This is a genomic window from Chitinophaga sp. 22620 (genome assembly GCF_052044405.1).
GTDB lineage: Bacteria > Bacteroidota > Bacteroidia > Chitinophagales > Chitinophagaceae > Chitinophaga.
On the sequence record NZ_JBQEMV010000001.1, the window covers coordinates 105869 to 124729 of the forward strand.

General features: G+C 51.1%; 16 protein-coding genes. 9 read left to right on the forward strand and 7 right to left on the reverse strand.

Features of this window, described 5'->3' with window-relative positions; translation table 11 throughout:
* Positions 1-50: 50 nt before the first annotated feature.
* Positions 51-2237, reverse strand: coding sequence for a hypothetical protein (locus ACTJIK_RS00395; protein ID WP_440644264.1), 2187 nt, complete (start codon positions 2235-2237; stop codon positions 51-53).
* 252 nt (positions 2238-2489) lie between these two features.
* Here ACTJIK_RS00395 and ACTJIK_RS00400 point away from each other — a divergent pair, with 252 nt between their 5' ends.
* The 4 genes from ACTJIK_RS00400 (at position 2490) to ACTJIK_RS00415 (ending at position 5257) form a co-directional block, all read left to right on the forward strand.
* On the forward strand, positions 2490-3173 hold the full coding sequence (locus ACTJIK_RS00400; protein WP_440644265.1) for a response regulator transcription factor: 684 nt from the start codon (positions 2490-2492) through the stop codon (positions 3171-3173).
* Between the two features lie 128 nt (positions 3174-3301).
* Positions 3302-4354 carry a sensor histidine kinase gene (locus tag ACTJIK_RS00405; RefSeq protein WP_440644266.1) on the forward strand — a complete coding sequence of 351 codons (1053 nt, stop codon included), beginning with the start codon at positions 3302-3304 and terminating at the stop codon, positions 4352-4354.
* A gap of 93 nt (positions 4355-4447) precedes the next feature.
* Positions 4448-4828 (forward strand): hypothetical protein, encoded by a 381-nt coding sequence (locus tag ACTJIK_RS00410; protein WP_440644267.1) that lies wholly within the window; start codon positions 4448-4450, stop codon positions 4826-4828.
* 9 nt (positions 4829-4837) lie between these two features.
* Positions 4838-5257 (forward strand): hypothetical protein, encoded by a 420-nt coding sequence (locus ACTJIK_RS00415; protein ID WP_440644268.1) that lies wholly within the window; start codon positions 4838-4840, stop codon positions 5255-5257.
* Positions 5258-5260: 3 nt separating this feature from the next.
* Here ACTJIK_RS00415 and ACTJIK_RS00420 read toward each other — a convergent pair whose 3' ends face one another.
* From ACTJIK_RS00420 to ACTJIK_RS00445, 6 genes are all read right to left on the reverse strand, one after another.
* Positions 5261-6547, reverse strand: coding sequence for a porin (locus ACTJIK_RS00420; RefSeq protein WP_440644269.1), 1287 nt, complete (start codon positions 6545-6547; stop codon positions 5261-5263).
* Between the two features lie 130 nt (positions 6548-6677).
* A complete protein-coding gene (locus ACTJIK_RS00425) occupies positions 6678-7805 on the reverse strand; it encodes a M57 family metalloprotease (RefSeq protein ID WP_440644270.1) in 1128 nt (375 codons plus the stop codon).
* A gap of 183 nt (positions 7806-7988) precedes the next feature.
* Positions 7989-9389 carry a hypothetical protein gene (locus ACTJIK_RS00430; RefSeq protein WP_440644271.1) on the reverse strand — a complete coding sequence of 467 codons (1401 nt, stop codon included), beginning with the start codon at positions 9387-9389 and terminating at the stop codon, positions 7989-7991.
* 112 nt (positions 9390-9501) lie between these two features.
* On the reverse strand, positions 9502-12333 hold the full coding sequence (locus ACTJIK_RS00435; protein WP_440644272.1) for a TonB-dependent receptor domain-containing protein: 2832 nt from the start codon (positions 12331-12333) through the stop codon (positions 9502-9504).
* A gap of 199 nt (positions 12334-12532) precedes the next feature.
* Positions 12533-12880, reverse strand: a complete 348-nt coding sequence (locus ACTJIK_RS00440; protein ID WP_440644273.1) for a hypothetical protein — start codon at positions 12878-12880, stop codon at positions 12533-12535.
* A gap of 127 nt (positions 12881-13007) precedes the next feature.
* Positions 13008-13838, reverse strand: coding sequence for a UDP-2,3-diacylglucosamine diphosphatase (locus ACTJIK_RS00445; protein ID WP_440644274.1), 831 nt, complete (start codon positions 13836-13838; stop codon positions 13008-13010).
* A 265-nt stretch (positions 13839-14103) separates the two neighbouring features.
* On the opposite strand from ACTJIK_RS00445, the gene ACTJIK_RS00450 reads away from it, so the two are divergent.
* The 5 genes from ACTJIK_RS00450 to ACTJIK_RS00470 all read left to right on the forward strand — a co-directional run bounded on the left by ACTJIK_RS00450 (position 14104) and on the right by ACTJIK_RS00470 (position 18797).
* The gene (locus ACTJIK_RS00450) at positions 14104-14721 is read left to right on the forward strand and encodes a DUF47 domain-containing protein (protein WP_440644275.1); all 618 of its coding nucleotides are present in this window, start codon (positions 14104-14106) and stop codon (positions 14719-14721) included.
* 16 nt (positions 14722-14737) lie between these two features.
* Complete coding sequence (locus ACTJIK_RS00455) at positions 14738-15751, forward strand: anion permease (protein ID WP_440644276.1); 1014 nt, start codon at positions 14738-14740, stop codon at positions 15749-15751.
* Between the two features lie 134 nt (positions 15752-15885).
* Complete coding sequence (gene rfbA, locus ACTJIK_RS00460) at positions 15886-16746, forward strand: glucose-1-phosphate thymidylyltransferase RfbA (protein ID WP_440644277.1); 861 nt, start codon at positions 15886-15888, stop codon at positions 16744-16746.
* 11 nt (positions 16747-16757) lie between these two features.
* On the forward strand, positions 16758-17789 hold the full coding sequence (gene galE, locus ACTJIK_RS00465; protein ID WP_440644278.1) for a UDP-glucose 4-epimerase GalE: 1032 nt from the start codon (positions 16758-16760) through the stop codon (positions 17787-17789).
* Between the two features lie 45 nt (positions 17790-17834).
* On the forward strand, positions 17835-18797 hold the full coding sequence (locus tag ACTJIK_RS00470) for a transketolase family protein (RefSeq protein WP_120518672.1): 963 nt from the start codon (positions 17835-17837) through the stop codon (positions 18795-18797).
* The last annotated feature ends 64 nt before the right edge of the window (positions 18798-18861 follow it).

An 18861-nucleotide genomic window follows, 5' to 3' on the forward strand; every position in this document is an offset into this window, starting at 1 on the left:
AAAATGCAAAAAGGGAGCGGCTGCTCCCTTTTTTAAAATCTTTATGAAGATCAGTTTTCGTCTTTCATCACCTGGCGGTAGGCTTTAATGAAGATGGCGCCCAGGTTCTTGTGCGGCGGCACGTAGTCGTCGAACAGCGGTTTGTTGGCCGGTTCCGCCGCGAATTTCTTGCCAAGGCCGGCCCACATATTCACCCAGTCCACATTCTTCCCGGCGCGTATCAGGTCTTCCAGGCTGCGGATGATGGGTTCGTTCACCCAGCGGGTGCCTACCTGTTTGGAGGAAATGATATGCGCTTCAGGCGCTTTCTCCAGCACGGTGGCCAGGTTGTGGTAGCCGCCGCAGCTGCCGAGTATCACGATGCGGGCGGTGCTTTGCAGGTTATCCAGCGTGGTGTTCACGTGGTAGCTGTGGCCGCGGTGGATAAATATCGTCGGGTGAATGTCTTTTTCATCCAGGTATTCGGCCAGCTTTTCGATCGCGGTCTTGTCCTCCGGTTCTTTCAGCGGGTTATTAGCGAAAATGGTAGTGGGCTTGCCTTTGAGCGAGCTGATGGTGGTCCAGTGCGTATTTTTGCTCACGCTCCACTCGCTGCGCGGGAAGTTGCCCATAAAGCTGGCATAGGAGCTGATCCCGTCTTCATCCCCATAGAAAAACACCTGCTGGTAAATGCGGCCGCTGTCGCTGGGCAGGTCTTTGAACTCCACGTAGTTGATGGGGGGAAGCTTCAGCTTGGCGCTCATCTCGCTGGCCCAGCTGCTGTCGGTACCCTGGCCTTCTTCTGTGAAAATGCTGTTGAGCAGTTCGTAGATGGTCATGCCGCGCTTATCCTTTTTACCGGTCACGAACACGAGATTCTTGCGTACTTCGGTGCGCAGGAAGTCCAGCAGCTTGGGGTCGCGGATGGAGCCGAAGGAATTGGCCACGTCCACGGCGTCTTCCAGGTCAGCCGTTTTTTCCAGGCTGCGCACGAATTTCACCATCAGGTAGTTGGCATTCTCGGGGTCCATCGACTTCAGGAAGTGGTCCAGCGTATTAAAGCCCGCGGCCATGGCAATGAATTTCTTGAAACGGTCGAAGCTCACGAGCATCAGCAGGCTGTCGCCCCTGGAGGGTTTCATGCGCAGCATCATCTGGTCGTAGAGGCCGTTTTTAGCGGCATTGGTATAGCTGGAAGTATACAGCTCTTCCTGCCCGTTGATGATCAGGTAATACAGTTCTTCCGGCGTAAAGTCCTTCACGATGCGGAAACGCACGGCATGCCCTTCGTCGTGCAGATCGTTGATCTCGCGGATGTACCGGAGCGATTTGGCGTGCATGTTCTCCTGCATGGATTTAAGGCCGAGGGGATTCTCCCCGTTGGCTTTCCGCTTCTGCAGGGCGATGGATGCTTTCACCATCTGGCGGAAGTAGTTATCGTCGTCGCTCACGGCCGATTCCAGCTCGCTGAGGGAGGCGGAGCCGTCCAGCAACTGGTCTATGAAAGGCATCAGCTTGGTGCTCTGGGGCGAGCGGCCTATCTGCACGATCTGCTGCACCAGGGGGTCCTGGTTGCGGCGGATGGCGGAGGCGGTGGGCGTGTACGACGTGGCGTAGGTGAGCACTTTATTCGGGTACTGCTTCGCCACTGCGGCTATGATGGAATCGGTGACCGGGTAGTCCAGGTAGGGCCCCAGTTTGGGCATGATATCCTCCAGGTTCTTAAAAGCGTATTTGGAGAACATTTCCGCGCGGGACTCCTGGTAGCCGGGATTTTCCTTGAACGGCTCGATCATCCGCTCCCCTGCTTCGAAGCTGAGCTTGCGGGCAATGGGATAAATGCTGGCCCCTTTGATGTCCGCATGCATCATGGCGCGGTAAGCCTGCACCATGGCGGGCGCTTCTTCCGCGTCTATTCTTTTGAAAGCTCTTTTGGTATTGTAATCTTTGAGGGTCTGCTGCAGGCCTGAAAGGTATTTTACCTTCAAACGGTGATCCAGCGCGGTATCCAGCTCTATTTCGTTCTGGATATCGTCCACCTGTTTGAGGAGGGCATTGGTAACCTGGAGGCTCATGCTCTCGTCGTCTGAAACCTTCACGAAACTATCCTGCTTGCTGTCAAATTTGTCAGCCGCAGTCTGCTCTTTGTCGATATTGTCATGAAAGCCCTGCCGGCTGATGGGGATCTGTACTTTCTGACCATAGGTTAATCCACTGTAAGTAATGCCTAACGCTATGATTAGTAATGTTTTTCTCATATTAGATGATTACGCCTTCTCGAATACTGCAAATTTACTACCAAATATTGCTAAATAATAATTCAGCCAAACCCATATCAATAATCAATAATGCGAAAAATCAATAATATCAGGCGTGAATGGGGAGCGCGGGGAATCAGTATCTTTACATGTGGACGGAGGGCCTGAATTAACAATTACATAATGTTATCTTTTCATGAATGGGAATAATGCTGATTAATTTTGTGCCGTCTTAAAAACCAAATTATGTTGATGGAACCTTCAGTTGCAGTTGGAAAAATCCTGGTAGTGGACGATGAAACCGATATTCTCGAAATCATCAGCTATAACCTGAAGAGCGCCGGATACGAGACCGTTACGGCCAAAGATGGGATAGAAGCGATCCAGAAAGCCAAGATATTCCGCCCCGACCTCATTATGCTGGATATCATGATGCCCAACAAGAACGGCATCGATACCTGCCGCGAGATCAGGAAGCTGCCTGAATTCAAGGAAACCATGGTGCTGTTCCTCACGGCGCTGAACGATGAGAAGAGCGAGATAGAAGGATTGAACATGGGGGCGGACGATTACATTGCAAAGCCCATTAAGCCCAAATTGCTCGTAAGCCGCATCAACGCGCTGTTCCGCAGGCTCAACAAAGTGGAAGAGCAGCAGATGCACCTGGGCGACCTGGTGATAGACCGCGAAAAATTCACTGTTACCTATAAAGGCGTGGAGATCATCCTCGCGAAAAAAGAATTTGAACTCCTCCAGCTCCTGGCTTCCAAACCCGGCCGCGTATTCCTCCGCAACGAGATCCTCAACCAGGTTTGGGGCACCGAAGTGATCGTGGGCGACCGTACCATCGACGTGCACATCCGCAAGATCCGCCAGAAACTGGGCGTGGACCTGATCACCACCGTAAAAGGCGTAGGCTATAAATTCGAACTGTAACCCGCTCCGTATATCCTGTATTCCTCTCCCCGCAGCATGCCCTGTGCGTGACCCTGGCTCCGTGAATTATGGCAAGTAAAAAAATTGGCTTAATTTCCCATTATTACAAAAATTACTCACTCTGGAGTATGTTCAAAGCAAAAAACCTTTCGCCGCAGAAGCTGGCGGGCTTTACAGCGCTGGTGCTTTCCGCCATCATGGCCACCGGTTGCCTTCTTATAGGCGCCACGCTCAGGGAAACCCTCATCGCATTAGGCCTCACCTTCCTGGTGGCGTATTACCTGTACCTCTATACCCTGCAGAACTTCATCTACCGCAAGATCAAGCTTATCTACAAGTTCATTTACCAGACGAAAGCCTCCAAACGCGAGGACTTCTTCAATAAAAACATCCTTCCTCTCAAAACGATCGACGAAGTGAGCGAGGACGTGGAAAAATGGGCTTCCCAGAAAAAGGAAGAGCTGGACAACCTGCGACGCAACGAAGCCTTCCGCAAAGAGTTCCTGCTGAACCTTTCGCATGAGTTAAAAACGCCCATTTTCGCCGTGCAGGGCTACATCCATACCTTGCTGGACGGCGCCATAGAAGACCCTTCCGTCAACAAGATGTTCCTCAAGAACGCCACCAAGAACATCGACCGCCTTTGCCGGCTGATAGACGACCTGGACGAGATATCCAAGCTGGAAAGCGGCGAAATGACCATCAACAAAGAGGTGTTCGTGATACAGGACCTCGTGAAGGATGTGTTCGACACCCTCAGCATCAAGGCCAAGCAGAAGGAAATAAAATTCAGCATCAAAAAAGGCTGCGAAGCACCTGTGCATGTGTATGCGGACAAGGAAAAGATCCGCCAGGTGCTGATCAACCTCATCGAAAACTCCGTGAAATACGGCAAGCAGGACGGGCAGACCATCGCCAGCATTTACAATATGGATGGCAAACGCGTGCTGGTGGAAATTTCCGATACCGGCATCGGTATGGCTGAAGAGCACCTCCCGCGTGTGTTTGAACGTTTTTACCGTACAGACCGTGCGCGCAGCAGGGATATTGGCGGCACCGGGCTGGGCCTCGCCATTGTAAAACATATCGTGGAAGCGCACGACCAGACCATCAACGTGCGCAGCAAAATAGAAGTGGGCTCCACCTTCGGTTTCACCCTGGAACTGGGCAGGGACAGCTGATCTTAAAACTTAACATTGGATTTGTAACCTTTCAAAATTAACACCCGTTTTACAGGTGATTAAAAACTTTTATCCCCCTATCAAATCACCTGTATGAAACATGCTTATTTGTTATTATTGATCACCGGCATTTTTGCTGCCGGGTGTAAGAAAGACAAAAAGAACAACCCTCCCAGCCCCGAGACCCGCATTTACGGCAACTGGAAGCAGGACGGATCGCTGATCCAGACTTTGCCCGGGTATGTGCTTCACACCATCAACTTCCGCCGGGATATGAGTTATACCCTGTATGGCGGCATGGGCCCGGTAAATGAAAGCGGCGCTTACACTGTTTCCCTTACCAATAAGCCCGACTCGGTTGTACTACTGTTGAAGTCCAACGATGGCGGCACACGCACTTTGCAGGTAACGATCGTGGAGGAAGGCCATCTTGCCATTCGCGAATACGGCGATTATTACCCTGTTGAATATTAAACCCGGTTTATGAAACATAGCTATTTATTGCTGCTCGCGGCCGGGCTGTTGGTTGGCGGCTGCACAAAAGAAAAAGTAGTTGTAGTGGAAGAAGTACTCTACAAACCTTATGAATCCCCGGAAGAAAAAGCCATGGGCGTAAATTATTCCCTCGCAGGCCGGTGGGTGATCACCGCAGATGTAATGCAGGATGCGAACGGCATGGGCGCGGACCGCTGGGCCTTCAAGGCAGACAGCACTTATTCGCGATTATATCTCGGTGATATCGGGGAAACCGGCAGTTATAAAACATTCGCCACCACCGGCAACGATGTGATCAACTTCGAACTTTCCGCGGACAGGTCCAACAAGAAAAATTATCTGCTGATAAAGAAAAAATCCTACCGCCATATCCTGGTCAACGGTGTAAACTTTTTCAGGGAGCAGTAATGATCAGAAGCGGTATTGCAGCCTTGCGGTGAACACGTTATCCGCGATATCATCCTCAAACCCTTCTATGCCCGTGGATTCATTCCACACACGGTCGAACCAGAAGGTGGCTTTCATATTTTCATTGAGGTAATACACGTATCCGAAGCCAAAGGTATCGTAACGGATATCGGTAGGAGAAAGGTGTGTGGTGAGGGGTTCTGCTATCTGGCGGCCTTTTACGTCCGTATTAGGATCGTACCAGTCATATTTCAGCACCAGCTGGTGTTTTTTGCTGCCCAGGTGCTGCAGGAAGGTGAAGTATGCCCCGTCGAAATTGCGGATGTAGAGCGGCGCAAAACCCGCGGGTCTCACGGGAATAACGCCGGGCGTTTCACTGTCTCCCAACGTTGCCGTCTGTACGCCGCGGATATATTCCGCTCTCAGCTGGGTAGCGCCCTGCTGGTTGGGGATCACCAGCTGCCCGTCTGCGCCGTAGTAATGGCGCGGGGCTATTTTCCCGATATTGGTCACCGCGGAGTCCACCTTAAAATCGGGATGCCCGTTGGTGGCCGTACCCATGTTGTAAATTTCTTTCGTGAACTGTTCCATGCCGCCGTAGAGCACGCTGGCGCCGACGGACAGCAGCCAGCCCTGCCGGTTGATACGCGTGGGTTTCATGGCCACCCGCGCGATGAGGTCTTTATGGCTGTCGAAGTCCGCGGGGCCGGAGAGGCCCTGGCCGTTGAACAGGCCTACGTCTACTTTCAGCGAATGCAGCGGGTGCGCCCTGTCTCTCGGTTCAAACGTGAGCATGCCTCCCATATCGCGCTCGCTTCTCATCAGTATCTGCGACATACGACCGCGTTCGGGCGCTTCACGGTCGCCCGAGGAGAGGTTCACCTCGTAGCCGAAAGGCCGGGCGAACATACCCATGGTAAGCGCAGCAATGTCCCAGCGGCCGTCGAATATACGGCCCCAGAAATCTCGGATGTTCACACCCCGCTCGGTGCCATCGAACTGGAAAACGAATTGTACGGTGGGGAGGTTTCTTTTATTGTAGTGAGCATAATCAAAGCGCACGCGGCCCCGGCGGAGCATGAAGCGGTTGTTGCTCGCACCGGTAAAGTTACCGCCGGCGTAGCTTTCAATGCCTTTGCCCGACGCATACTGGAACTGCGGCTGCATATAGCCGCTGATCCGCAGGGCGTCGTAACGCATGTACATGGAGATCATTCCCTTGCCCAGGCTGGTGGTCGTGTCGATCATGTCCATCAGGAATTGTGCCTTGGACGCGAAGGAACTAAACATTAAAATTCCGATCAATATTATCTTCCTGGCGGTAGTCTTCATGTTTGTCATACCGCGCAAAAATAGGAAATGCCGCCTTTAAACAAAAACGCCCGTAAACCGGGCGTTTTTGTTTAACCTCACTTTATTACTATTGAATCGTGAAAGGGAATAAGGCAGGAGATGCTGTATAATCAGCACCTGTTACCGTGCATCGGAGATAATATTGCCCCACGGGAAGCGGATTTGCATTAACCGTAAGACTCCATGTAAGCACCCGGCCGTCTTGTTCTTCTTCAAAAAAGGTATGAAGATGCTGCTGATTGGCATCGAGCAGAGTCCATGTGTAAAAATTATCGCCGTATATGGCGGCGGCGAAATGTTGATAAAACGGCGCTCCGTAAGGCACTACCGAGGGTCCGTAAATAGCATTGGTCAGTACGGAATTCCCTGTAACAGGGTACAAATAAGACGCAGCAATCCTGTCATATTCTGAAAAGTGGTCGAATTCGATATTATTTCCGCCGCTGTTCATAACGGAATTGGGGTCTAAAACAGGCGTGCCTGGTATCGCATTGTCCGGGTTCGCAATGTCCGCATGTCTCAGGCCGAGATTATGTCCTAATTCGTGCATGATGAGGAAAGTGCGTTTGCCGGAATATTCCCCCCAAGTCGAACCTGCATTTGCAACGGCGTTCATATCGATCTGGAGCAGGTCGCCAACAGCGCCAAAGGCCGGCCAATCGCCCATTCCAAAAGCCCCTACGCTGCTGAGGTCTCCATCCGTGATGACAAGATCTTCCCAAACACCATCCGGTGTTCTGGATTCGTCGAGGATAAAATTGATCCTGCAATTCAAGAGCACATTCCATTGCGAAATGCCCCACCTGATGCTCTGCATCCATGCAGCATTGGTACGGAGATTACCAGTTACCACCACGTTGATGTTGCAATTCGCATCACCTGAAATGAGGCTTTGATAACTGTGGCGTTGGTTTTCCGTGCCACCGGCTTTTCTCCTTCGGAGGTCTTCGAATACGATACTTTGTTTGAGAGCGATATCTCCTTCAACGATAAAACGTCCGTTCTGCGCAGCTACTTTGATGGTTGTGTCGAAACCTGCTTCATGAAGGTAACGCATCACTTCGGGCGATACGGTTTCTTGGTCCGCGGACATAGCGGTTTCCGTGGGTGCCTGGTCTTTTTTACAGGAAACAATAGTCAGTAGGGCTGCAACCACCGCCAGTCGTGCGGCGGCGAGAATGTGGGATTTTTGCATGGGTAAACAATTTATAAAGGTTTAGGAAAAACAGTGGAATCGGTCTTAAGCTACGGTTAATACAAACTAAATATATCCATTTTCATTCTACGTTTATAAGCCTCCGTATTATGGAATCATTAATAAAAAACGCCCCGACTTTCGTCGGGGCGCCGCGTTAATTATGATCGACAGATGAAATGACTAGTAAACTTTGTTCTGGGGATCGAAGTTGGTCCAGCCGGTGAGCCAGTTGGTAGAACCAAAGGCACCACGGTAAGTAACATTATCGATGCCGGCAAAGGATTTGAACGTACCGCTCAGCGCAGGAGAACCTGTTTTGGGCAGGAAATTCGGGTTAGCCAGGTTGAAAGGATCCGTAAGACCAACAAAGTCAGCGGAAGCAGCAACTGTATTGCCTGCATCAGTCAGCTTGGTAAGGAGCGGAGCAGAAGCCTCAGCGATCATAGCGTCCCTCTGTGCAGAGGTCATCGGGTTAGGATAGCCGGTTGTATACAGGCGGGCAGTCGAAGAATCCGTCCATGCGGTCTTGGCGGTAGCAACTGTAAAAATAATGTTGTTAGAATATGCTGTAGCAGCGTTAGCCAGGAAGTAATCATAAGTAGGCTTGGATTCGAACGCGGTACCGCCTTTCTGGGTACCCAGGATGATGGAGTTCAGGAACACGAAATTGGTAGCTCTTCTCCAGCGGTTGCCATAGTTGTGGTTGCTGGCAGTACCGGCAGCGCCGTTGGGACCTACGATGGTCATGTTGGAGATCACGGGGCGGGTGAACGGTGTCTGGTTGGAAGACTGACCGTCGTTATCGCACTCAATACCGTTACCAGCGTCTCCCGGGTCTACGAACTTAGGATCGCGCAGTGATACAGCGTATTGTACGGTACCAGTGTATCCGAAATCGAAGTCGAAATCGTCATCAGCAGTCGCATAAGCAACCAGGTGGCGGGGGTTTACAGTGCCGCCGAAGATTTCGAAAGCATCGTCGTTGGCATAAGCTGTCATTACATAATCAATAGTAGTACCGCTGCCTACACCGCCGAGGGTGAGGGAGTTGATTTCTGAGTTCTGGAAAGCGGCAATACCAGCGTATTCAATACGCACATACTTCAGTGTGCCTGAATTATCTGCCGCGTCAGTACCACCGTATTGTTCGCCAATACCACCTTCGATCTGGGGATTGGTCTTATTGGTCGGCGCGCTGCCAAGCAGTACGATACCGCCCCAATCGCCAGGACCGCGGGTGCCGGGAGCTTTACCGGAGGTAAATACGATGGGTTTATCCGCAGTACCGATAGCCATCAGCTTGCAACCACGTGTAATGATCAGGGAACCTTTTTCTGTAACGTCGCTTTTAACCACAGTACCCTCTTGAACAGTAAGGGTCGCGCCATTTTTAACTTTCACCTGGCCTTTTAAAATCCATACCCTGTCATTGGTCAGTGTTTTGCTGGTTGTAATATCACCGACAAGTGTTTCAGGCAGAATCGGGTCCAGATCGTCGTCGCCGTCAGTGTCGTTATTCCGGCAGGCAGACAAAAAAACAGCTGCGCCAAATGTAAAGGCAAGAAATTTTGCAAGTTTCATTAGTACTCAGTTTTAAATTTTCGGTGAATATGCTCCGCAAAGGTGTTTGTTGAATGTTACAGGTACTTTAACATAGCGTTACGAAATTGTTAAGGCACCTGTTGTTATATGTTTATTTCTTCTTTCCTAATCCGAATTGATAAGTGAATGTGAGCGACACGTTGGTGCCATATTTGAATGAGCTGATCACCTGGTCATCGCTGTTCTTCTTGTAGCTTTTCTTGTCAGCGCCAACCGGGTTCTGGTAGAAGATCGCCTCATTGTTCAGGATGTCGCTTACATTCAGGCGCAGTTCTCCTTTTTTCCTGATCACTCTTTTGGATATCTGGAAATCGAGGATGTTGCGGCCGTTCTCGTAAATATCCGGGTAGTCTTCAAAGCCTACGAGATAGATGCGGGCACCGATCCTGTTATACAGCACGCCAACCACAAAGTCATTCTCTTCAGCGGCATATTGCAGCCCCGCATTGATCAGGTAAGGGCTCTGGCCCTGGAGGGCACGGGCATTACCATCTGATGTATACCCTTGCAGGTCTACCGTTGAATGGATATAAGAGAAGTTGGTGAATGCCGTCATGCGGTCAAAGAAAGGCTCGGAGCTGATAAAGTCCAATTTTTTCCTCAGTTCCACTTCAAAGCCGAGGGCGGAAGCGGAAGGAGCGTTCCTGAACAACAGCTGGCGCCTGTTCGGGGTCGATCCCGGATCCACATATTGCTCGATCGCATCTTTGAATTGTTTGTAGAACACAGAACCGGTAATGGCTTCGCCCACGCCGGGATAAAGCTCATAGCGGAAGTCGAGGTTCGTAATGTTCGCGCGCTTCAGGTCCGGGTTACCCTGAACGGTGCTGTAGGTAACGAAGTCGTAGTAAACGAAATTGCTCAACTCGCGCAGCTCCGGGCGGCTCACCGTCCTGGAACCAGACAAACGCAGGTTAGACTTTTCGTTCAATGCATAAGAGATGTTCGCGGAAGGCAGGAAATCAAAATAGGTAATATCCCTTTTAATGGACTTGCCGGTTGCATCCGCCGTTTTAATGTACTGGTAATAAGATTCTCCCCTGCCGCCCCAAACGATCCTCCATTTGTCGCCGATCTTGTTGTCGAACTGTACATAACCTGCCATCAGGTCAGATTCAGCGGAGTATTTGTCGGAGTTGTTGGTGATCTCGTTCATCACGAAACCATTGTTCACAATATTTTCGTCAGCAAATATCTGGCCCGGGGCAAGATATTTCAGGGATTCGTTGTAACCTGTGTAGGCAGACCAGATGTAGCCCAGCACCCTGGCTTTGAAATCACGCTGCCGGAATAGCTTCTGGCCTCCGATCTTCACACTCTGCTTTACATCTGAAATATTGAAAGGAACAGTCAGGGAAGCAGTGCCGCCGATGTTGTCTTCCGTCAGGAGAGAATAAAAGCGGGAAGCCTGCCTTGAAGCAGAACCGAAAGGCACCTGCGCCTCGTAGGCTTCAGCGCTGCCAATGTCTTTACGGTAAGACAATATCTTCATATCCGGCTGGTTGCGGTCTATCAGTGAATAGTTCAGGTTCCAGTCCAGTTTCCAGTCCAGTTTGTTCAGCTTATGGCTGCCTTCCAGCTGGGAGTTCAGCAGGGTTTTCATGACCAGTTCCTGGCTGGTTACCAGCAGGTCGGAGTTACTGTCATAGTTTACGCCGGAACGGTCTGTGAAGTTGTTGTCCAGTATACGGTTGAAGATATTTTTGAAGGATATCTTGTTATTACCTTTCACATAAGTGAAGTTGGCGATGGCGCCGATGCTGGTATTATATTTATAAATGTCATCAGAGAAGCGGTAGCTGGCGGCTTTGGTATAGTCGTAGTCAAAGCGGCTGCCAGGCTGAATATTTTCTGCATTACGGTATGTGAGACTGATGATGCTGCCGAATGAACCGTCTTTTTTCAGCCGGATGCGGTTGCCCCATGTAAGCTGGTAGCTCTGTGAAGGCAGGGCGGCGCCGAAGTTTTCCGTAGCGAAACTATTCTTAAAGTCCCTGGTAAGGCTCAGTTGTTTGTCCAGCGGCATCACAGCATATTTGCTGCGGGAAGAAGGGAATGATCCGGGCATCTCGCGCAGGCCGTCGTCGAAGCCCAGCCAGTCATTCTTACCGCGCTGCATGCCTTTTGTATCCTTAAATGTGCTTTGTGAATTATAGCCGTATCCAAGGCTTACGGAAATATAGTTCTCAGTGGGAATGTCTTTCGTGTAAACCTGCACCAGGCCGCCGGCGAATTCACCGGGCATTTCGGGCGATGCGGTTTTGTTGATCACTATATTATCGATGAGGTTGGAAGGAATGATATCGAAGGAGAACGTTTTCCTGTCAGGCTCGGTGCTGGGCAGGATGGCGTTGTTGATGGTAGCGGTATTGTAACGGTCGCTGAGGCCGCGCACGATGATATATTTATTATCCTGGATGCTCGCCCCGCTCACGCGCTTCAGCACTTCGCTGGTATTGCGGTCCGGGGAGCGGCGGATGCTTTCGCCGGAAATACCGCTGGAAATGCTGGGGTTATTTTTCTGCGCAACATACAGCGCGTTGATGGTTTCCTGTTTATAGGAGCCGCGGATCACCACTTCCTGCAGGTCTTTCGATTTAGGTTCATCCAGCGCAATATCCAGGGTTGTCACCTGGCCGTTCTTCACCACTACTTCTGAAATGGATTTGGTCTGGTAACCCATGTATTTAAAATCAAGGGTATAAGTGCCGGGCTCCAGCTGGAGGATGTAACGGCCTTCCACGTCTGTCACGGCGCCTTTGGAGGTATTCTGCACCAGCACTGTAACGCCGATCAGCAGCTCGCCCGTTTTTTTGTCAGTCAGTTTACCGGAGACCTTCCCGGTGTTGTTTTGTGCCTGGACGTTGAAACATCCCAGTAATAAAATCCCGATTAATTGTACAACGATAATGCTTTGTTTCACGATCTATGTTGATTTATGCCGCAAAACTACCGTCAGGTTATTACGCCTATGTTAAGCCAATATTACCAGAATGTTAATTGTTAAGAAATGATTAAAAAATCGTTAAGTCTCCCGGGAAGCAGGAATGCAGCAAGTTAAGGTATAGGTGTGTAGGACGGGCCGGTGAACCGGCCTTGAAAGTATTCAATCAAAAGGGTTTTCAACTGGCTTTACTTTGCCTGCTGAGTTGCTCGATGGATATGTCGAGCGCCCGGTCTGCCCCGTTTCCGCTGCAAGGCGTGATCTGGAACAGCCGCAGGCTTTTATTCATGAATGGTTTCGAGTCCTGGTTACACAGCTCAAGGGTGAAATGGAACTTTTCTTCCAGTTCTTCTTCAAATTCCCGGAGGCTGAGGGTTTCATCGATAGGGTGTTCCACCATGACGTCCTCTTCCAGCCCCGCTTCGCGGAGGGTATCAAATGCATTGGCCAGGGAATGGTGGATATACACGGCCGCGTTGCAATGAAGCAACCGTTGTATCTGCATCTGTAATAAGGATATCGTCATTAATGGATGTAACTTGAGCGTCTTCATCAATATTCTAGCTGGTTTCTCAAACTTACGTTAGCAAGGTTAATTAAATATTACCGCAAGGTTAATTTTAGATGTAATTCCCTGGTTCTTAATTGTACGGTCAGGTGGCAGGGAAAGTAACCACTTTAGCAACCGCGGCCCATTCGGGCAGGCTGACCTCCTCTTCTTCCTCCGGCAGATGGGCTTTCTTTTCGGCGTGCTGGTAAAGTTTCCATTCGCCCTGGTGATATTCGAGGGAGGTAAGGCTTTCCACCCAGTCGCCGGAATTCAGGTAGGTGATGGCTTTGCCGTTGTAATTCATCTGTTTGATCTCCGGCTGGTGGATATGGCCGCAGCATACTACATCAAACTGCTTGTCTGCCGCGATCTCCGCCACCGTCTGCTCAAAATCCGAAATGAATTTCACGGCCTGCTTCACGCCTTCTTTCACTTTTTTGGAAAAAGACATCTTTTCCCGGCCCATTTTTTCCAGCAGGTGGTTCACCAGTCGGTTGAGGATAATGAGGATATCGTACCCCTTTCCGCCGAGCTTGGCGAGCCATTTAGAGTTTTTCATGGTCACGTCGTACACGTCTCCATGGAAGAACCAGTGTTTTTTACCGTCCACGTCCAGGATCAGCTTGTTGTCTATCACAAAATTGCTGAGGCCGAAACCGGCGTATTTGCGCAGGGCTTCGTCGTGGTTGCCCGTGAGATAATACACCTCGGTGCCTTTTCCGATCATTTTGAGGATGCGGCGGATCACTTTGGTATGGGATTTCGGGAAATAACGCTTGCTGAATTGCCAGATATCGATGATATCCCCGTTGAGCACAAGGATGCGGGGATCAATGGAGTCCAGGTACTGGACGAGTTCCTTTGCGTGGCAGCCGTAGATCCCGAGGTGTACGTCGGAGATGACAACTATATCTAATGGGCGTTTGTCTGACATTTTTCGGTTATTCGGAGAAACCCGGGGTTTGATCAAACTATTTAATATAGAGTTTGTTAAATATATGTCTGAGGTACCGGGATCTCCTTTTTCTTATTGCAAAGGAAAAAATGCTATATTACTTTTATATTAATCCAGTGTTACCAAAACATTAATTCTCAAAATTTCTTCGCTCCTATACTTACAGAAAAGCTAATTTTGCGGCAAATTTTTCAACTAACAACAAACTAATATGGGAGGCTTTAATTCTATTGTTAAACTGTTCATGCCGAAAGACAGGGTGTTCTATTCACTTTTTGAAGACGTGGCGGCTAACCTGGTAGAAATGGGCCAGGTGCTTGTTGAGCTGGTGGAAACGAAGGACTTGTCCGTAAGAAAGGATAAAGTGCACCTGATCGAGCGGTTGGAGCACAAGAACGATGACTATACCCATCGAATTTTCGTAGAATTGGGCCAGAACTTCATTACCCCTTTCGACCGGGAGGATATCCACTACCTGGCTTCCACGCTGGATGATGTGGCGGATTACATCCACGGCTCGGCCAAACGTATCGATATTTACAAGGTGAACGAGATGAACGACAGCATCCGTAAGCTGGCGGACCTTATCAACCAGGGCGTTAAGGAACTGGCCCGCGCCATTCCTGAAATGCGTACCATGAGCAATATGAGGGTCATCACCGATGCCTGTGTAAAGATCAACAGCCTTGAGAACCATGCGGATGATATCTACGACCGCGCCATTGCCGACCTGTTCGAGCAGGAAAGCAACGCCGTGGAGCTGATCAAGATGCGCGAGATCTATCAGGCGCTGGAAATCGCAACAGACAAGTGCGAAGATTCCGCCAACGTGATAGAAACCATCATCATCAAATACGCGTAGCCGCAAACTTATACCCATGGCTTTTCTAGTAGTAATCATCATACTGGCTTTCATTTTTGATTATATCAATGGTTTCCACGATGCGGCCAATTCCATCGCCACTATCGTGTCCACCAAGGTGCTCACCCCCTTCCAGGCGGTTCTGTGGGCGGCCCTTTTCAACTTTGCAGCCTTTTTCGTTTCCAAATACATTTACGGGGAGTTCAAGGTGGGGAATACCATCGCCAAATCCGTTTTTGAGAACGCCATCACCCTGAAGGTGATCTTCTCCGGGCTGGTGGCCGCTATTGCCTGGAACCTGCTTACCTGGTGGTACGGGATCCCTTCCAGTTCCTCCCATACCCTCATCGGCGGGTTCATTGGCGCTGCCGTAGCCAACGCCGGCGGCTCCTTCGAAGTGATCAACTACGCCAAAGTACTGCCCACAGTATATTTCATCGTACTTGCGCCCTTCATAGGCATGGTGGTGGCCTTTATTATCACGGTTATCATTGTGAATATCTGTAAAAGGGCCAATCCCTACCGGGCTGAAAACTGGTTCAAACGGCTGCAGCTCGTGTCTTCCGCGGCCTTTTCGCTGGGCCACGGCGGCAACGACGCGCAGAAAGTAATGGGTATCATCGCGGCCGCCATGGTGGCGTACGGCGGCATCCCGGGGGTAAAAAACATCACGGACGTGCCGGATTGGGTTCCATTTGCCTGTTTCACCGCCATCGGCCTGGGTACGCTCAGCGGCGGCTGGAAGATCGTGAAAACGATGGGTACCCGCATCACCAAGGTAACGCCGCTGGAAGGCGTAAGCGCCGAAACCGCGGGCGCCGTTACCCTGTACCTCACGGAAAGCTTCGGCATCCCCGTGAGCACCACCCATACCATCACCGGCGCCATCATCGGCGTGGGCGCCACCAAACGCCTCTCCGCCGTACGCTGGGGGGTAACCGTAAACCTGCTCTGGGCCTGGATACTCACCATTCCCATCAGCGCTTTGCTGGCAGCAGGCGTGTTTTTTGTCGTAAACCTGATACTCTAACCAAGAGTGGTCTTGAAATAACTGAAGCCGCCCCGGGAAAGTACCCGGGGCGGCTTTTTTTGTGTTAATCACAAATTGTTTATGGCAAATTGATCAGACCACCTATTTTTGTGCCTCCAAATATTTGAAAATCCATGAAGGGAATTATACTCGCAGGAGGTTCCGGAACCCGCCTGCACCCCATCACATATGCCATCAGCAAACAGATCATGCCAGTGTATGATAAGCCGATGATCTATTACCCCCTTTCCACCCTCATGCTGGCCGGTATCCGGGAAATACTCATTATCAGCACCCCGCACGACCTGCCTGCCTTTCAACGTCTTTTTGGGGATGGCCGCCAATACGGCCTGGAGCTTTCCTATGCGGAACAGGCAACGCCCAACGGGCTTGCCCAGGCCTTTGTGATCGGCCGGGATTTTATCGGGAACGACAATGTAGCCCTGGTATTGGGAGACAATATATTCTACGGCGCGGGCCTCGGCACGCAGCTGGCCAACAATACCCAGCCTGAGGGCGGGATCGTATATGCCTACCAGGTATCCGACCCTGAGCGCTACGGCGTGGTGGAGTTCGACCAGGATATGAAGGCCGTCAGCATCGAAGAAAAGCCGGAGAAGCCGAAATCGAGCTACGCCGTGCCCGGGCTCTACTTTTACGACAACGAAGTGGTGAATATTGCCGCCGCGCTGCAGCCCAGCCCCCGCGGGGAATACGAGATCACGGATGTGAATAAGGAATACCTCAGGAGGGGAAAGCTCAAAGTATCCATCCTGCCGCGCGGCACCGCCTGGCTGGACACCGGTACTTTCGATTCCCTGATGCAGGCCTCCCAGTTCGTCCAGGTGATCGAACAGCGGCAGGGCATCAAGATCGCCTGCATCGAGGAGATCGCCTACCGTAAAGGCTTCGTGAACAAAACGCAGCTGGAAGAACTGGCCAAACCCCTGGTAAAAAGCGGGTACGGCACTTATCTGATGAACCTGATAAAATAACGCTCTATATTATGCAAAAAGTCCTCGTTACCGGAGGTTGCGGATACATCGGCTCGCATACCATCGTAGACCTGATCAACAACGGATTCGACGTGGTGTCTGTAGACAGCAACATCCGCAGCTCCACCCAGCTCCTGGAAGGGGTGGAAAAGATCACCGGCAAGAAAGTCCGTAATTACAAAGTGGACCTGTGTAACCTGGAAGACACCCATGCCGTGTTCCACGAAAACCGCGACATCGTGGGCGTGATCCACTTTGCCGCCCTCAAAAGCGTGGGAGAGTCTGTAAACGACCCGCTATTCTACTTCCAGAACAACCTGACCTCGCTGGTGAACGTACTGAAATGCATCAAGGAGTTCAACATTCCCAATTTCGTATTCTCTTCTTCCTGCTCCGTATACGGCAATGCCACGGAACTGCCCGTGGTGGAGGAAACGCCGCTCGGCGAAGCCCAGTCTCCCTACGCCCGCACCAAGCAGATGGGCGAGCAGATCATTGAAGACTACAGCCGTGTGAATCCCACCCAGAGCATCCTGCTGCGCTACTTCAATCCCGTGGGCGCGCATTCTTCAGCCCTGATCGGCGAGCTGCCGCTGGGCAAGCCGGACAACCTGGTGCCCGTGATCACGCAGACCGCCATCGGCAAGCTGCCGAAAGTGACCGTTTTCGGCACCCACTACCCCACGCGCGACGGCTCCTGCATCCGCGATTATATTCATGTGATGGATATTGCCAACGCCCATACCAAGGCGATGCAATACCTGATCGGGAAACGCAACAGTAAGAACCTGGAAGTGTTCAACCTCGGTACCGGCACCGGTGTAACCGTACTGGAAGCCATCCACGCATTCGAAAAGATATCCGGCCAGAAGCTGAATTACGAGCTGGGAGCAGAGCGCCCCGGCGATGTGATAGCCATCTACGCCAACAATACCAAAGCCCGCCAGGAACTGGGCTGGGAGCCGAAAGCGGGCATCGAGGACATGATGCGCACGGCCTGGCAGTGGGAAGTGGCGCTGAGAGACCGGGTTTTGAATAATTAAAATATTTTATTTTACTAGCTTTGCGGCTTATAAATTACTGGCATTATGGTAAAAGATATACAAGTACTGAACGAGAAGGAAACCCGCGGCGGATTCGGCGAGGGCATCCTTGAAGCAGGCAAAAGGAATCCCAATGTGATCGCGCTGACGGCGGACCTGCTGGGCTCCATGAAACTCCAGGCGTTCATCAAAGAATTCCCGGACCGCTTTGTACAATGCGGTATCGCCGAAGCCAATATGATCGGCGTGGCGGCAGGTATGACCATCGGCGGCAAGATCCCGTATACTACCACCTTTGCCAACTTCTCCACCGGCCGTGTATATGACCAGATCCGCCAGAGCGTTGCCTATTCCGGCAAAAACGTGAAGATCTGCGCGTCTCACGCCGGCCTTACCCTCGGCGAAGACGGGGCTACCCACCAGATACTGGAAGACATTGGCATGATGAAAATGCTGCCCGGTATGACCGTGATCGTGCCCTGTGACTTTAACCAGACCAAAGCAGCCACCATAGCCGTTGCAGACTATGAAGGCCCGGTATATCTCCGTTTCGGCCGTCCGAAATGGCCGAATTTTACTGCTGAAGACCAAAAATTCGAGATCGGCAAGGCACAAGTGCTCAACGAAGGCACCGACATTACCCTGTTTGCATGCGGCCACCTGGTGTGGAAATGCGTGGAAGCAGGCCGCATCCTCGAAGAAAAAGGCTACAGCGTGGAACTGATCAATATCCACACCATCAAACCGCTGGATGAGGAAGCAGTGATCAGGTCCATCACCAAAACCCGCTGCGCCGTGACCGCCGAAGAGCATAATGTGCTGGGCGGCCTGGGAGACAGCATTGCGCAGGTTGCAGCCCGCCACCTGCCCATTCCCATCGAATACATCGGTACCAAAGATACCTTCGGCGAAAGCGGCAAGCCTACGGACCTGCTGAAAAAATACGGCCTGGATACCCCCCAGATCGTGGAAGCCGCCGAAAAAGCCATTGCCCGTAAAAAAGGTTAAATATTTAAAGGCATTAAACCTTTTGCTGAAAAAACCATCCTAGTGATGGTTTTTTCCGTTTGGG

Bases quoted from the DNA above. Each gene is read 5' to 3' on its own strand.
- ACTJIK_RS00395 (WP_440644264.1), bottom strand. From the start codon at position 2,237: ATGAGAAAAACATTACTAATCATAGCGTTAGGCATTACTTACAGTGGA.
- ACTJIK_RS00400 (WP_440644265.1), top strand. From the start codon at position 2,490: ATGGAACCTTCAGTTGCAGTTGGAAAAATCCTGGTAGTGGACGATGAA.
- ACTJIK_RS00405 (WP_440644266.1), top strand. From the start codon at position 3,302: ATGTTCAAAGCAAAAAACCTTTCGCCGCAGAAGCTGGCGGGCTTTACA.
- ACTJIK_RS00410 (WP_440644267.1), top strand. From the start codon at position 4,448: ATGAAACATGCTTATTTGTTATTATTGATCACCGGCATTTTTGCTGCC.
- ACTJIK_RS00415 (WP_440644268.1), top strand. From the start codon at position 4,838: ATGAAACATAGCTATTTATTGCTGCTCGCGGCCGGGCTGTTGGTTGGC.
- ACTJIK_RS00420 (WP_440644269.1), bottom strand. From the start codon at position 6,547: ATGTTTAGTTCCTTCGCGTCCAAGGCACAATTCCTGATGGACATGATC.
- ACTJIK_RS00425 (WP_440644270.1), bottom strand. From the start codon at position 7,805: ATGCAAAAATCCCACATTCTCGCCGCCGCACGACTGGCGGTGGTTGCA.
- ACTJIK_RS00430 (WP_440644271.1), bottom strand. From the start codon at position 9,389: ATGAAACTTGCAAAATTTCTTGCCTTTACATTTGGCGCAGCTGTTTTT.
- ACTJIK_RS00440 (WP_440644273.1), bottom strand. From the start codon at position 12,880: ATGACGATATCCTTATTACAGATGCAGATACAACGGTTGCTTCATTGC.
- ACTJIK_RS00445 (WP_440644274.1), bottom strand. From the start codon at position 13,838: ATGTCAGACAAACGCCCATTAGATATAGTTGTCATCTCCGACGTACAC.
- ACTJIK_RS00450 (WP_440644275.1), top strand. From the start codon at position 14,104: ATGCCGAAAGACAGGGTGTTCTATTCACTTTTTGAAGACGTGGCGGCT.
- ACTJIK_RS00455 (WP_440644276.1), top strand. From the start codon at position 14,738: ATGGCTTTTCTAGTAGTAATCATCATACTGGCTTTCATTTTTGATTAT.
- rfbA (WP_440644277.1), top strand. From the start codon at position 15,886: ATGAAGGGAATTATACTCGCAGGAGGTTCCGGAACCCGCCTGCACCCC.
- galE (WP_440644278.1), top strand. From the start codon at position 16,758: ATGCAAAAAGTCCTCGTTACCGGAGGTTGCGGATACATCGGCTCGCAT.
- ACTJIK_RS00470 (WP_120518672.1), top strand. From the start codon at position 17,835: ATGGTAAAAGATATACAAGTACTGAACGAGAAGGAAACCCGCGGCGGA.